Source organism: Oceanobacter mangrovi (assembly GCF_019740315.1).
GTDB classification, from domain to species: domain Bacteria; phylum Pseudomonadota; class Gammaproteobacteria; order Pseudomonadales; family Oceanobacteraceae; genus Oceanobacter; species Oceanobacter mangrovi.
Genome location: NZ_JAHXZR010000001.1, coordinates 788323 through 802311 on the forward strand (window position 1 = coordinate 788323; position 13989 = coordinate 802311).

At 56.5% G+C, this 13989-nt stretch carries 14 protein-coding genes; 7 read left to right on the top strand and 7 right to left on the bottom strand.

Annotated elements, in window-relative coordinates; genetic code table 11:
• Nucleotides 1-223: 223 nt before the first annotated feature.
• Nucleotides 224-1357, bottom strand: a complete 1134-nt coding sequence (locus K6123_RS03440) for an ABC transporter substrate-binding protein (RefSeq protein WP_221794113.1) — start codon at nt 1355-1357, stop codon at nt 224-226.
• Nucleotides 1358-1692: 335 nt separating this feature from the next.
• On the opposite strand from K6123_RS03440, the gene K6123_RS03445 reads away from it, so the two are divergent.
• Both K6123_RS03445 and K6123_RS03450 read left to right on the top strand, forming a co-directional pair.
• Entirely contained in the window at nt 1693-2622 is a 930-nt protein-coding gene (locus K6123_RS03445) for a LysR family transcriptional regulator (RefSeq protein ID WP_221794116.1), read from the top strand.
• Nucleotides 2622-4064: a gamma-aminobutyraldehyde dehydrogenase gene (locus K6123_RS03450; RefSeq protein ID WP_221794118.1), complete on the top strand. Its 1443-nt coding sequence runs from the start codon at nt 2622-2624 to the stop codon at nt 4062-4064. The genes K6123_RS03445 and K6123_RS03450 overlap by 1 nt, the downstream gene beginning before the upstream one ends.
• 42 nt (nt 4065-4106) lie before the next feature.
• Here the strand turns inward: K6123_RS03450 and K6123_RS03455 are convergent, their stop codons facing one another.
• Together K6123_RS03455 and K6123_RS03460 are read right to left on the bottom strand one after the other, a co-directional pair.
• Complete coding sequence (locus K6123_RS03455) at nt 4107-4295, bottom strand: hypothetical protein (RefSeq protein WP_221794120.1); 189 nt, start codon at nt 4293-4295, stop codon at nt 4107-4109.
• An 8-nt stretch (nt 4296-4303) separates the two neighbouring features.
• A complete protein-coding gene (locus K6123_RS03460) occupies nt 4304-5236 on the bottom strand; it encodes a LysR family transcriptional regulator (protein WP_221794122.1) in 933 nt (310 codons plus the stop codon).
• A gap of 124 nt (nt 5237-5360) precedes the next feature.
• Between K6123_RS03460 and speB the strand changes: the two genes are divergently transcribed.
• Entirely contained in the window at nt 5361-6293 is a 933-nt protein-coding gene (gene speB, locus K6123_RS03465; protein WP_221794123.1) for an agmatinase, read from the top strand.
• A gap of 120 nt (nt 6294-6413) precedes the next feature.
• On the opposite strand, the gene K6123_RS03470 is transcribed toward speB, so the two are convergent.
• Nucleotides 6414-7316: a LysR family transcriptional regulator gene (locus tag K6123_RS03470; RefSeq protein ID WP_221794125.1), complete on the bottom strand. Its 903-nt coding sequence runs from the start codon at nt 7314-7316 to the stop codon at nt 6414-6416.
• A 178-nt stretch (nt 7317-7494) separates the two neighbouring features.
• On the opposite strand from K6123_RS03470, the gene K6123_RS03475 reads away from it, so the two are divergent.
• The 3 genes from K6123_RS03475 (at nt 7495) to K6123_RS03485 (ending at nt 9177) form a co-directional block, all read left to right on the top strand.
• Nucleotides 7495-8031 (top strand): NADPH-dependent FMN reductase, encoded by a 537-nt coding sequence (locus tag K6123_RS03475; RefSeq protein ID WP_221794127.1) that lies wholly within the window; start codon nt 7495-7497, stop codon nt 8029-8031.
• Between the two features lie 246 nt (nt 8032-8277).
• Nucleotides 8278-8592, top strand: a complete 315-nt coding sequence (locus K6123_RS03480) for a monooxygenase (protein WP_221794129.1) — start codon at nt 8278-8280, stop codon at nt 8590-8592.
• A 144-nt stretch (nt 8593-8736) separates the two neighbouring features.
• Nucleotides 8737-9177 (top strand): hypothetical protein, encoded by a 441-nt coding sequence (locus tag K6123_RS03485; RefSeq protein ID WP_221794131.1) that lies wholly within the window; start codon nt 8737-8739, stop codon nt 9175-9177.
• A gap of 50 nt (nt 9178-9227) precedes the next feature.
• Here the strand turns inward: K6123_RS03485 and K6123_RS03490 are convergent, their stop codons facing one another.
• From K6123_RS03490 to K6123_RS03500, 3 genes are all read right to left on the bottom strand, one after another.
• Nucleotides 9228-10028 carry a helix-turn-helix transcriptional regulator gene (locus tag K6123_RS03490; RefSeq protein ID WP_221794133.1) on the bottom strand — a complete coding sequence of 267 codons (801 nt, stop codon included), beginning with the start codon at nt 10026-10028 and terminating at the stop codon, nt 9228-9230.
• The gene (locus tag K6123_RS03495) at nt 10025-11395 is read right to left on the bottom strand and encodes an aspartate aminotransferase family protein (protein ID WP_221794135.1); all 1371 of its coding nucleotides are present in this window, start codon (nt 11393-11395) and stop codon (nt 10025-10027) included. The genes K6123_RS03490 and K6123_RS03495 overlap by 4 nt, the downstream gene beginning before the upstream one ends.
• A 274-nt stretch (nt 11396-11669) precedes the next feature.
• Nucleotides 11670-12368 carry a GntR family transcriptional regulator gene (locus tag K6123_RS03500; protein WP_221794137.1) on the bottom strand — a complete coding sequence of 233 codons (699 nt, stop codon included), beginning with the start codon at nt 12366-12368 and terminating at the stop codon, nt 11670-11672.
• Nucleotides 12369-12596: 228 nt separating this feature from the next.
• Between K6123_RS03500 and K6123_RS03505 the strand changes: the two genes are divergently transcribed.
• Nucleotides 12597-13925, top strand: a complete 1329-nt coding sequence (locus K6123_RS03505) for a glutamine synthetase family protein (RefSeq protein WP_221794139.1) — start codon at nt 12597-12599, stop codon at nt 13923-13925.
• Nucleotides 13926-13989 lie beyond the last annotated feature (64 nt).

Consider the following 13989-nt stretch of genomic DNA (forward strand, 5'->3'; position numbering starts at 1 on the left):
CGACCTCCGGTTTTTGCCGGTAGGTCTGATAAGGCCGCTTGGTGCTGCCATCTGGCGTTGGGGTGTCGGATAGCACTCGCTTTGCTCGTTTATCCCACCTGCGGTTTTGCCTGCAGGTCTGATAAGGCCGCGTAGTGGCCGCCATCTGACGTTGGTCTGTCGGATGGCGCTCGCTTCGCTCGTTGATCCGACCTACGCTGTGGTTATTTCCGTCCGGCCCTTATCAGCGCCCGCCCATAATGGCGATGTAGTCCCTGGTCCAGCGGGCGTAGGAAACGCAGCTGCCCTGGCTTTCACATTTGCTGGTTGGGGTTTTCCAGAAATGCACCTTGTCGAAGTTGTCGAAACCGTTGGTGGAGCAGCCTTCGGCACCGAGCAGGTCGTTGCCGTCACAAGCGGCCGGTACTGATGGTACGGCACCGAACCAGGCGGCCAGGTCGCCCTGCAGTTTTGGTGTGATCGACCAGTTGAGCCATTCGTAGGCGCAGTTCGGGTGGGCGGCTTCGGCGGCCATCATGGTGGTGTCAGCCCAGCCGGTAACGCCTTCTTTCGGGAATGTCTGGCCAATCGGTGCGCCTTCGGCAATCAGGATGTTGGCCATAAACGGCCAGCTGCTGGAAGCCACTACGCCTTCGTTTTTGAAGTCACTCATTTGCACGTTGTAGTCGTGCCAGTAACGGTGAATCCGGCTGTGTTGGCTGCGCAGCAGTTCGAGCACGGCGGCGTATTGTTTTTCGTTGAGTTCATACGGGTCCTGGATGCCCAGTTCCGGCTTGGCGGACTTCAGGTACAGCGCCGCATCGGCCATGTAGATTGCGCCGTCGTAAGCCTGTACGCGGCCCTGGTTGGATTTGCCATCCGGCAGGGTGGTGGGTTCAAACACCACGCTCCAGCTGTCTGGCGCTTGCTTGAAGGTATCGGTGTTGTACATCAGTACGTTTGGGCCCCACTCAAACGGCACACCGTAGTGTTTGCCGTCGACCGTGTGCCAGGGGGCGTTTTGCAGGCGTTTGTCGATGGTGTCCCAGGCTTTGATCTTGCTGATATCGATGGCCTGGACGCGCTTGCCGTAGACCAGACGCAATGACGCATCACCGGAAGCGGTGACCAGGTCGTAACCGCCCTTGGCCATCAGGCTGACCATCTCATCCGAGGTGGCAGCGGTTTTTACGTTTACGCTACAGCCGGTATTTTTTTCGAATTCGGTGACCCAGTCATAGGCCGGGTCGGTTTCTCCCCGTTCGATGTAACCAGGCCAGGCGACGATATCCACGCGGCCTTCGTTTTTTCCGCCCGCCAGTGCAGGAACCGCACTGGCCAGCAACAGGGTAGTGAACAGCAAATGATGTTTCGACATGGTGTTTCCTCTGGCCTGATGTTGGTTTGGTATCCATTGCCATCGGCCGGTGGGGCAACCGGCTCTCAGGGCCAAATCAGGCTAAGGCGGATCAAATCTCTGGCTCCAATTGTTATTTAAGAAAGAAGCCTTCTAAAAAAAAGATAGCTGAAGCCTTAAAAACGCTGGTATATCCAAAAGCGATTAGTTAAAACCCTTGTCAGGCCTGTGTTTACAGACGCTGTGACCGCCATTCGCGGATGACGATTCGCAGGCTGGAGGCCTGAGAGCAACCGCTAGGGAACGGCAACATTGGCAGCTTTTGATGTTTTGCAAACGGGGGAATCACACCAGTCATGCTGAGTTTGCGGCAAATTCGCTACTTCATCGCGATTGCAGAAACCGGCTCGGTATCGGCGGCGGCGCAGGCGGTGCATATCTCGCAATCGACCCTGACCACGGCGATCAAGCAGCTGGAAGAAGACCTCAATGCCAGTCTCTTCAGCCGCCATGCCAAGGGTATGGAGCTGACCCATCAGGGCCACCAGTTCCTGCGCCAGGCCTATCTGGTGATGGCGTCGGTGGATAACGCCCGTCGCAGCCTGCAACAAAGCACCGACGAGGTGGCCGGTGAACTCACCATCGGCGTTACCAGTCTGGTGTCGGGCTATTATCTGGCGGACCTGCTGGCGCGTTTTCAGCGTATCTATCACAGAGTCAAACTGCGGGTGGTGGAAGACGAACGCGACTATATAGAACATCTGTTAGTCAGTGGTGAAATCGACGTTGGTGTACTGATCCTGTCGAATCTGGGTTATGCCAGTGCACTCAATACCGAAGTGCTGAACTTCTCCCATTACCGGCTCTGGTTGCCACCGGATCACCCGCTGTTGCAGCTCGACAGCATCAGCCTGAAAGACCTCGCCGAACAGCCGATGATTCAGCTCAATGTCGATGAAATGGAGCAGCGCTTGCGCGGCCTGTGGCAGGCTTCCGGGGTGCGTCCCAATATCAGCTTGCGAACCGCTTCGGTGGAGGCGGTGCGCAGCCTGGTGTCAGCGGGTATGGGGCTGGCATTGATGCCGGACATGACTTATCGGCCCTGGTCAGTGGAAGGCGATATGGTCGAAGCGCGGCGTATTACCGACGTTACCGACACACTGGATATTGGCCTCGCTTGGCGTCGTGGTGGCGCCCGCAATCCGATGGTCGATTATTTCCTGCCGGTCGCACGGGAAGTGTTGCCGTTACGTAATGGTGCCAATTCAGCCTTGGGGAGAAGCTAATGCCTGAAACCATATTACCCGGTCATTTGCTGATTCACGGTGAGCGTGTTGCCGGAGAGGGTGAGCCGGAAGCTGTGATTAACCCACGCACCGGCGCAGAACTGATTCAGTTACCGCAGGCGTCGGCTGAGCAGGTCGATGCGGCGGTGGCGGCAGCGCGTTCGGCAGCCTCGCTGTGGCGCCAGACATCTCCGGCGCAACGGGCTGCCTGTCTGTTGGCGATTGCCGATGGTATCGACCAGCAGGCACCGCAACTGGTGCGGCTGGAAGCACTGAACTGTGGCAAGCCGGCCCATCAGGTGGCGGAGGACGATGTGCTTGCCACTGCCGATGTATTCCGCTTTTTTGCCGCCGCGGTGCGTAACCAGCAGGCGCCGGCAGCGGGGGAATATCTGGCTGGCCATACCAGCATGATTCGCCGTGAACCGGTTGGCGTCGTGGCCGCTATTGCGCCGTGGAATTACCCATTGATGATGGCGGCCTGGAAGATTGCGCCGGTCATCGCGGCGGGCAATACCATGGTGTTCAAACCGTCGGAGCAAACGCCTTTAACTGCGCTGGTGCTGGCGGATATTCTCAATCAGGTACTGCCGCCCGGGGTGGTGAATATTGTGTTGGGCCGTGGCGAAAGCGTTGGCAGCCAGCTGATTCATCACCGTCAGGTGCGTATGGTGTCACTAACGGGCGATATATCGACTGGCCAAAAAGTGCTGCAGGCGGCCCGTAACACCGTCAAACGTACGCATCTGGAGCTGGGTGGCAAGGCGCCGGTGATCGTCCTCAACGACGCCAATCTCGATGCCGTTGCCGAAGGCGTCAGCCGCTATGGTTATTACAACGCCGGTCAGGACTGTACCGCGGCTTGTCATGTGTACGCCGAAGCGGCGGTGTATCAGCCATTGATTGAACGCCTGACCGAACGAATTCAGGCACTGCAATACAACCTCGCCGACGACAGCCACAACGACCTCGGCCCGTTGATCAGCCAGCGCCAGCGTAACAGTGTTGCCAGCTTTGTCGAACGGGCGTTGGAACAGCCGCACATCAGCCTGGCGACGGGCGGCCAGATTCCGGCCGGAGCGGGCTTTTATTACCAGCCGACCCTGCTGGTGGGTGCTCGACCGGATGACGAGATCGTGCGGCGGGAAGTGTTTGGCCCGGTGGTCTCGGTGACTTGCTGTGATTCCGCCGAACAGGCGATCGGCTGGGCCAACCAGTCAGAATACGCGCTGGCGTCGTCAGTCTGGTCCAGCCATATTGGCCGTGCCATGGCCGCCGCCAGCCAGCTGGAATACGGCGCCACCTGGATCAACAACCACTTCACCCTGCCCAGTGAAATGCCCCACGGCGGCTTGAAAGGCTCCGGCTATGGCAAGGACCTGTCGCGTTACGCGTTGGAGGATTTCTCGGTGGTACGGCATATCATGCTGAGTCATTCGTAGGGGTGTTTGAGAAGGCTGCCGGTTGCGGGAATAAATTCCCTCCTACATCACCGTGCTGGAGCGTGGCTGGTATTTGTAGGTTGGGCCGCGCCCAACGTTAACCCGGTTTGGCGATGGGCATGGCATATCCTGCAGTTCGGTGATTGGATAATCATGATCGTAGGGTCCAGGCATGCCTGGACAAACGTTGTTGACAGGCCGCGCCCAATACGCCGGGATCATGATGGGCATGGTCGATCCTACTGCGGCGGAGAAGACGGCTGCCGCAGCTGCTCCAGCAACCACTGAATACCACCATCCTGTTGGTATAACGGGTGCTGGATCAGCTTCATATTCCAGTTTGGCAACTCATCCGGCGCTTCCAGCAAACGCACTGGCAGCCAGCTGCAGAACATCTCTGCCATCTGGCGTGGCAGCGTCAGTACCGCCCGGCAATTGGCGACGGTGCGGGCGGCGGCGAGGTAGTTAATCATCTGCACCACGATCCGTCGTTTGAGTTTGTTGGCTTCGAGCCAGCGGTCGATGCTGTCGATATTGATGGTGCTGGCATCGCTCTGATCCAGCATCACGGCGTGGGGCAAGGCCAGGTAGGCGGACAGGTCAAGGGCGGCGGGCAGGTCATCAAACTGACTGCCGACCAGGCAGACAGGCTCTTCCTCGCGCCAGGGACTGATTTGCAGGTGGGAGGGAATGCGGAAGCTGTCGTCGAGGCCAACCACCAGATCGACTTCGCCGCTTTCCAGCCGTGCCAGCGAGGCCTGGGGGCCAATCATTTCGAGGTTGAACACCAGTCCGGGCGCGAGTTGCTGCAAGGCAGGCATCAGATCAGGCAGTACCACGGCTTCAAAATAATCCGTCACAGCCAGGGTAAAGACCCGCTTGCTGGTGGCCGGGTCGAACGCCCGGGGTGGCGCCAGGGTTTGTTCCAGCCGTCGCAGTACATCACGCACTTCGCCGAGCATTGCCAGCGCTCTGGGTGTTGGCTGCAAACCATTGCCGCAACGCACCAGAATCGGGTCGTCGAGCTGCTTTCGCAGCCGGTTCAGCGCATGGCTGGTGGCTGACTGGCTGAGGAAGACCTTTTCCGCCGCACGGGTAACGTGAGCTTCCGAAACCAGCGCTTCGAACACCCGTAACAGATTCAGGTCAAACTGATGAAAGGAGAGGGCCATGGTGCCTGCAGCTTATTAATAGTATGCATTTTGGTAAGAATATTATGCATTTTACTAATTCTGAAGCGCTGCTAACCTTGCCCCAACTGAATTTTTCCAATCACTGACAAGCAGCAGGTGTCCGATGAGCAACCAACCGGGTTCTACAGCCAACGCAGATTTTCCTCTCTACGGCATGATGGGATTGACCTTCATGGGTTGTCCACAAGTGACCGACCTCAGCCAGAGTGACGCGGATGTGGTCGTCGTGGGTGTGCCATTTGATATGGCAACTTCCGGTCGTCCCGGCGCCCGCTTCGGGCCTGCCGGCGTGCGTCAGGCATCTGCTAACCTGATGTGGGAAGGTGCTCGCTGGCCGTGGGATTTTGCCCTCGACGACGTGCTGAAGCTGGAAGACGCTGGCAACATCATGTTCAAGCATGGTGAGCCACAAACCATGGTCGACGCCTTGCAGGCACAGATCGCTGCCATCGCCGGTAGCGGCAAGAAAACCCTGGTGTTTGGTGGTGATCACTTCATCGCCCTGCCGGTGATTCGTGAAGTTGCCAGAGTGCACGGCCCGCTGGCGTTGGTGCACTTCGACGCCCACACCGACACCTATGCCGGTGGCAGCAAATACGACCACGGCACGCTGTTCCACCACGCTGTACAGGAAGGCTTGCTGGATACCGAACACTCGATCCAGATTGGTATTCGTACTGCCTGGGATCGCGACGGACACCCGTTTGAGGTGATCGATGGCGCGGAAGTCAACGACATTGGCGCCTATGGCGTGCTGGAACGTATCAAGGCTCGCGTGGGTGATCGCCCTGTCTACGTCAGCTTCGATATCGACGCGCTGGACCCGGCCTTTGCTCCTGGCACCGGCACCCCGGTATCTGGCGGCATGACCACCGACTGTGCTCTGAAAATCGCCCGTGGCATGGCCGGTATGGATATCCGCGGTGTTGACCTGGTGGAAGTTGCCCCGGCCTACGACCACGCCGACGTCACCTCCGTTGCCGCCGCAACGCTGGCACTGGAATTTATGTACGCGATTGCTGCTGGCAAGAAGTAACTTCCTGCCTCTGTAGCCCGTCCCCGGATTTGCCGGGGATGGCGCTTTGCCAGCTTCCTGGCGGTCAAATCGCCGTGTAGGAGCGAATTTATTCGCGAACATGTGAATATTCGCTCTGCGTCACCCCATCCTCTCCGCCACATAGTCAATAAAACTCCGTACCCTGGCTGATACATGTTTGCGGCTGGGGTAGATGAGGTAGATATCAATCGGGCTGCGCTGATAGTCGGGGAACAGCTCGATCAGTTTGCCGGTTTCAAATTCGTCGCTGAACAGGAAGTCTGGCATGCGGGCGATGCCGTGGCCTGCCAGGCAGAGTGCCAGTTCCATTTCCGAGCTGTTGACGGTTACCCGGCTGTTCACTTCTATCTGGACGTCCATGCCGTACTGGTTGCGGTATTGCCACAGCCGTGGATTTTTCAGGTAGCTGTAGGTAATGCAGTTGTGGCCGTTGAGCATGTCTTCCGGTTTACGCGGGGTGCCGTAGCGTTCGAGATAGGCCGGTGAGGCGAGGGTGACGGCACGACAGCACATGACCTTGCGGCTGATCAGGCTGGAATCTTCCAGCTGTGGGGTGGCGCGCACGACGACGTCGAAGCCGTCGGCGATGACGTCGACCTTGCGGTTGTTGAGGTCCAGCTCAAGGCTGACTTGTGGGAAGTCGTGCAGGAAATCGGCAAAGATTTCTTGCATTCGTACAATCGCCAGGCTCGGTGGACAGCTGACCCGCAGGGTGCCGGTGGGTTGCAGTTGGTGACCCATCAGGGCGTTCTGGACTTCGTTGGCTTCGGCAATGATCTGTTGGCATTGCTGGAAAAACAGTTCGCCGTCGGCGGTCAGGTGCAGCGAACGGGTGGTGCGGTTTATCAGCCGCACACCTAAGCGTTCTTCCAATCGGGCGATTTCCTTGCTGATCCAGGAGGTGGAATGGCCGGTGATGTCGGCGGCTTTGGTGAAGCTGCCAGCGTTGACGACTTCGGCAAAGATCACCATGCCGTCGAGCAGGTTGGGGTTGTAGTTCATCCGGTTTGCTCCTGGTTGGGGGTAAACAGCTGCCGTTTGCCAATATGTCTGACAGATCTTAAAGATTCAAAGCCAAATGGAAACAATTAGTCCATGAATGCCTTATTAATCTTTTATCGTGGCGAATCTATAGTGGACTCATCTGATCAAGCTTACCTACGGATCGAGGAGATTCCCTATGAAAGTACTGGCTTTTGCTGCGACCAACCACAGCGGTTCCATCAACAAGCAGCTGGTTACCCATGCTGCCAATCAGCTGGCTGCCAATGCCGGTGCGGAAGTGGAAGTGCTGGATCTGAACGATTTTGAAATGCCGATCTACAGCATCGACCGCGAAGTGGCAAACGGTATTCCTGAACCTGCCAAGGCGTTCTTCAACAAGATTGGTGAAGCTGACGCGCTGGTGATTTCTTTCGGTGAATACAACGGTAACTACAGCGTTGCGTACAAGAACGTGTTCGACTGGGCTTCCCGTATCGACCAGAAGGTATACCAGAACAAGCCTTCCGTGCTGCTGGCGACCTCTCCTGGCCCTGGCGGTGCACAGAGCGTTCTGGGTATTGCAGCGGGCTCCGCGCCTTACTTCGCAATGGACGTTAAAGCCCAGCTGTCTGTGCCTAACTTCGGTGACAATTTTGATGCCGAAAAAGGTGAGCTGAGCAACGCTGAGCTGGCTGAGCAGCTGAAGTCTGCACTGGCGACTCTGGTCCAGTAAGCAGCCTAGCAGGTTTAAAAGCTTCGAGAGAGCTTGGAGGCGCTTCCATTGGAAGCGCCTTTTTTATTGCTGGCAGCATGTCGGCTGGCCGTAGATGCTTTGGCAAGACGGAATTGGCAATAGAATGATCTGAATGCCGCATTCTTTGTTAAACAGTGTTTTCTGCTGCAAAGCGGGCAATTGCAGTTTGCTGTCATATTTCAGCTGCTACATTGGCGCCCCTTGATTCACTGCTATGGATGCACCATGTACAAGCTGCTGCAAATCGACTTCCCGTTTACCGGTCCTTTCGGCGAGGAAATGACCGCTGCCTTTGGGGAGTTGGCTGCCACCATTAATGATGAGCCGGGGTTTATCTGGAAGGTCTGGACGGAAAACCGCACGACGGAAGAAGCCGGTGGCATCTATCTGTTTGATGGCCAGGAAAACGCCCAGGCCTATTTGATCAAGCATACCGAGCGGCTCGAGAGCTTTGGTATCAGTGGTATCAAAGCCCGGATTTTTGATGTGAATGAGCCATTGTCGTTGTTGAATAAAGCGACGTTGGCAGTGGCGCAGTAGGCGCTCTGGTTATTAATGCAGGTTGGGCCTTGTCTGCGCTGGTGGTAGTCGAGGTCCATTTTGCAGAATGCCGTGGTTTTCTGTTCGATGTCTCAATTCTGCTATGGCTAGCTCGGCCGTCTTTCATCTTATGGATAGGATTCTGTGCAATGTTTTGCCTGGATCGTGATCACCGTTATGACAGCTTTTCTTCAGAAACACTGGTATCTACTGCTGTTGGATGTGCTTGCACTCGGGTGCTGCTGGGTTGTCGTTGCGGCACCTTATGAGTTGCTCGACGAAATGAGTCGTAACGTCGAACTTATTTCCCGACAACGTCCATCTGGTCTGTTTTTAGCTGTAGGTGTCGTGCCGTTGGTTCATCTCTGTATTGTGATCGGAAAGAATGCCGATGAAGCTCGGGATCTGCGGCTGATATTCGCGGTAGCCGTATTTCTGTTCGGCTTGGGGTTTGCTATAGATTCTCAGATGAATGGATGGCTGAAGGATCATGGATATCATGAATGCCATAAACTGATGATGTCAGGTTACCGATCTCATATGAATTATTACTCCCTATCCGGCCTCTGTGAGAGGCCCGGCTAGCGGATGCAAATACACCCATGTGGGTGCATTTGCATCGTGAAAACCGGATTTCAGGCCACAATCCGTATTTCCATTTCGCTCAAATGATTGAGGAATAGGGTGAAAATATCACTCTGGGTCGAGGTATTCAGGCGGCCATGGATATTCTTGCGGTGCACTTTCACCGTTCCGACACTGATACTGAGCTGTTCGGCAATCGACTGTGAGCTGTGGCCTTGCAGGATCAGCGCGGTGATTTCCTGTTCACGGCGCGTCAGTACGCCCTGACCAAAGGTACGCAGGGCGTGGGTGAGGGTGCTGCGGCTCTTGTCGGCGGGCAGGAATTCGTCAGCGTTGGAAAGCCAGAACTGGCGAATCAGTGCGCTGATAATCGCGGCATTTTCGTTCAGTCGATTCAGTTCGGCGCGGGTGATGCTGCCGATACTGGCGCGGCGTCCGAGCGAAATATCAAACATGTAACCACCGTCCAGCGGAATCACCAGGTTGATCTCGTCGGCGAGGTCAAAATGCTGGTAGCAGGAGTGGTAGTACTCACTCTGGCTGAACGAGTCTGGTACCAGGCTGCTGAGGCGGCTGACTCCGGCAATGTCCTTTTTATAGAGGGCATTGTAGAAGGGGTCGATCATGTAGCAGCGCTGCAGGTACAGATCCATCGCCGGGCTGTTCTGGTCGGTGTCTGAATACACCATGATTGGCCGCCGCTCCGGGTGGTAAACCAGCATCAGGCAGTTATCAAACAAGGCCAGCTCTCGCAGGTACGCAGCCAGTTCGTTGGGGAAACCGGCCAGGCGGACGTGATCGATCAGGCCCGCCAGCTGGCGGGCAAATTTGCTGTCACTGATGTCGCTCATGACAGCACTCCCAGTTCACGTACGCTGGCGAGTGTGAGGTCGAGACAGTGACGGGCTTTCTGGCACAGTTCATCCACTTCGGCGTGAGTAATCACTAACGGCGGTGACAGCAGCATACGGGTGCCGGTGGCACGCATGATCAGGCCGTTGTTGAAGCAGTGGTCACGACAGATGGTGCCGATATCAACGTTCGACGGGAATGGGGTTTTGGTTGTCTTGTCGAGCATCAGAGCCATGCCGGCGACCAGGCCAACCCCGTCGATATGACCAATAAGTGGGTGGTCACCAACGCTTTCGCGCAGGGTTTTCTGGAAGTAGGGGCCGATGTCGCTGCCAACTCGCTCAACAATGCCTTCTTCTTTCATTATCTCAATGGTCTTCAGCGCGACCGCTGCAGCAACCGGGTGACCTGAGTAGGTGTAGCCGTGGTTGAAGTCTTCGTCGTGGGCGGCGAGGGCGTTGGCAACACGGTCACCAACGGCCACGGCGGCAATCGGCACGTAACCGGAAGACAGTCCCTTGGCCATCGAAATCATGTCTGGCTGGAAGCCGAAGGTCTGGCAACCAAACCAGTTACCGGTGCGGCCATAACCACAGATCACTTCATCGGCAACCAGCAGGATGTCGTACTTGCGGCAGATGCGCTGGATCTCGGGCCAATAGCTGGCGGGTGGCACAATCACGCCACCGGCACCCTGAATCGGTTCACCAAAGAAGGCGGCAACGTTGTCCGGTCCGACTTCCAGAATCTTGTCTTCCAGCGCGCGGGCACATTGCAGGCCGAATTCTTCTTCGCTCAGGTCACCACCTTCACCGTACCAGTACGGCTGGCGGATGCGGGCAATGTTTGGCACCAGTGGGCCACCTTGCTTGTGCATGCCGCTCATACCACCGAGGCTGGTGCCACCGATAGTGCTGCCGTGATAGGCGTTCTCGCGGGCAATCAGGATATTGCGGTACGGCTTGCCCTGAATCGCCCAGTAATGACGGGCCAGACGCATCAGGGTGTCGATGGCTTCAGAGCCGGAACCGGCAAAGAAAATACGGTTGAGATCACCCGGCGTCACAGAGGCAATGGCTTGTGCCAGTTTCGCCGCCGGTGCGTGGGTGGTCTGGAAGAAGGTGTTGTAGTACGGCAGCTCACGCATCTGTTCAGCGGCAACGTCAGCCAGTTCGGTACGGCCATAACCCAGGTTGACACACCACAGACCGGCCATGCCGTCGATGATCTTGTTGCCCTGTTCATCCCAGAGGTACACACCTTCGGCCTTGCTGATCACGCGGGCGCCTTTTTTGTTGAGGCTACCGGTGTTGGTAAAAGGATGCAGATGGTGCTGGGCATCCAGTTCCTGAATGGCTGAAGTCATGTTCCCTCCTCAAGGATACGCGAGTCGTTCTTGTAAAATGTGATCACAATTTTGTGATCACAAAATAGAAAGATCAACACCCGGCTGTGCGACTGGCGTACTTTGTCGTCTTTGTCCGATAGTCAGGGGGAGATTTGTAACAGCGGAGATGTGTTTACAGGACGGCTGTAGCGGGATGGTTTCGGAAGGGGGCAGGGAAACGGTTCGGGAATAAATTCCCTCCTACGGGCCGGTTTGGTGTAGGAGCGAATTTATTCGCGTTATAAAAGATGGATCAGGCGCTGATCAGCGCCTGCAGGGTTTCCGGGCTGGCGGCAAAGGCACAGCCGTCGCGGATATCTGCGGCAATCGCCAGACGCAGGGCGATGGCGTCCTGTCGGGCGATGGCTTCCATGGCTTCGTGGTGACGGTCGATCTGGTAATACTCAACCAGATTGGAAGCGGCAACGCGCATAAAGGGCGCTAGCTGTAACCACAGGCTTTCGATCAATGGCATGGTGACCTGATGAGGATTGGCGGTGTAGATCAGGCGGTGGAAATCCTGGTTTACCTGCATCACGGTTTCGGCGTCACCCGCGGCTTCAGCGACGTCGATCTGGTCGTCCAATGTGCGTATTTGGGCCAGTCTGTCGGAATCCATGTAGGGCAGTGCCTGGGCGGCGGCATGGCTTTCGAGGGCAATACGCGCCTCGACCAGCTCATTGAATTTCATCGCCGTCATGCGCGGTACCATCACCCGCCGATTGCCCTGAATCTCCAGTGCGCCTTCGGCTGACAGCTGTCGTAACGCTTCTCGGATTGGCATCGGCGAAACGCCCAACAAACTGGCCAGTTCACGAATGGTGAGTGCCCGTCCCGGAGGCAGCTGCCCCAGCATCACCGCCCGCCGCAAACTGCTGTATACCCACTGGGTGATAGTTACAGCTTCGTCACGCTGCTCTAGGGTGATGTGTATCGGCGAGTGCTTATCCATGGGTTTTGAACATCGGATTTGTAACACATTGGTCAGTTGAAGGCTGCCAGGTGGCTTGCCAGTGAAGTTTTATGTGATCACAATTTGATGGCAATGTGCAATCCGGCTTTGTGAATTGACCGCTCTGCACGCAGCCAACTCAACCCTGAAAATCAATCTTGAAACAGGGGCCAGGCAACTGCGAATTAACCAGCGTTGTTCCAGAGTCCCCCAAGCTACTGGTGTAGTATGCAAAAAAATGATTTCGACCTTTTTATTGTTGACCTTAATGGCAACCTGCGCGGCAAACGTTTGCTGGGCAGCTCGCTGGATAAGGTCTTTGAAGAAGGTGTAAAACTGCCTCGTTCGGTCTCTGGCCTGGATTTCTGGGGCGGTGACGTTCCTGAAAACGGGCTGGTGTTTGAAACCGGCGACAACGACGGCGTTTGCATGCCGGTTCAGGATGAGCCAGTGCCAGTACCCTGGGCTGAAAAAGAACGTCATCAGCTGCACGCCATGATGTGGAACCAGGACGGCACCGAGTTCACCGCTGACCCGCGGCAGGTGCTGAGGCACATCGTCAACCAGTACCACGAGCGTGGCTGGTACCCGGTCATGGCGACCGAACTGGAATTCTATCTGATGGATGGTTCATCGGAAGAAATCCAGCGGCCACAGCCACCGGTGCTGGATCGCGGCCACGGCCGTCGTCTGAATACCACCGACGCCTACTCCATCGAGGACGTAGACGGCCTCGAATCCTTCTTTGCGGAAGTGCGCAGCACCTGTGAACAGCAGGGCGTACTGGCCGACACCATTATTTCCGAATTGGGCCCTGGCCAGTTTGAAATCAACCTGGTGCACGTGAAGGACCCGCTCAATGCCGGTGACCAGGCGATCTGGTTCAAGCGTCTGGTAAAAGGTATCGCCCGTAAACACGGCTACAGCGCCACTTTTATGGCCAAACCCTATGCCGAGGAATCCGGTAACGGTTTCCACGTTCACTATTCACTGGTGGATGCCGATGGCAACAACCTGTTTGACGATGGTGGTGAAGACGGTACCGAAATGCTGCGCAACGCGGTCGCCGGTTTGCTGGCCACCATGCCGGCTTCGATGCTGATGTTTGCACCGCACCTGAACTCCTACCGTCGCTTTATGGAAGGCTCGCACGCACCGGTTTATGCCTGTTGGGGTTACGAGAACCGAAGCACTTCCATACGTATCCCGGAAAGTGATCCGGAAGCCCGCCGAATTGAGCATCGGGTGTCCGGTGCAGACGCCAATCCGTACCTGGTTCTGGCTGCAGTTCTTGCTGGCTCATTATATGGAATTGAGAATAAACTCGCGGCGCCGGAACCGATTGAAGGGGACGCTTATGCGCTCAGCGAAGAGTCGACCCGTTTACCCAATCGTTGGGAAGATGCGATCCGTGGTCTGGCGGGCAGCGATGTGCTGCGTCATTACCTCACCGACGAGTTCGTTGATGTGTTTACGGCCGTGAAACACAAGGAATATCTGGATATTACCCAGCGTATTCCGGATGTGGAATATGAGGCTTACCTGGGTCTGTTGTAAGAACCGGTTCTTGTTGAGCAAGCACCAGGAACGGTTCCCGGCAGCCAGGTTGGCCTGTTGCGAA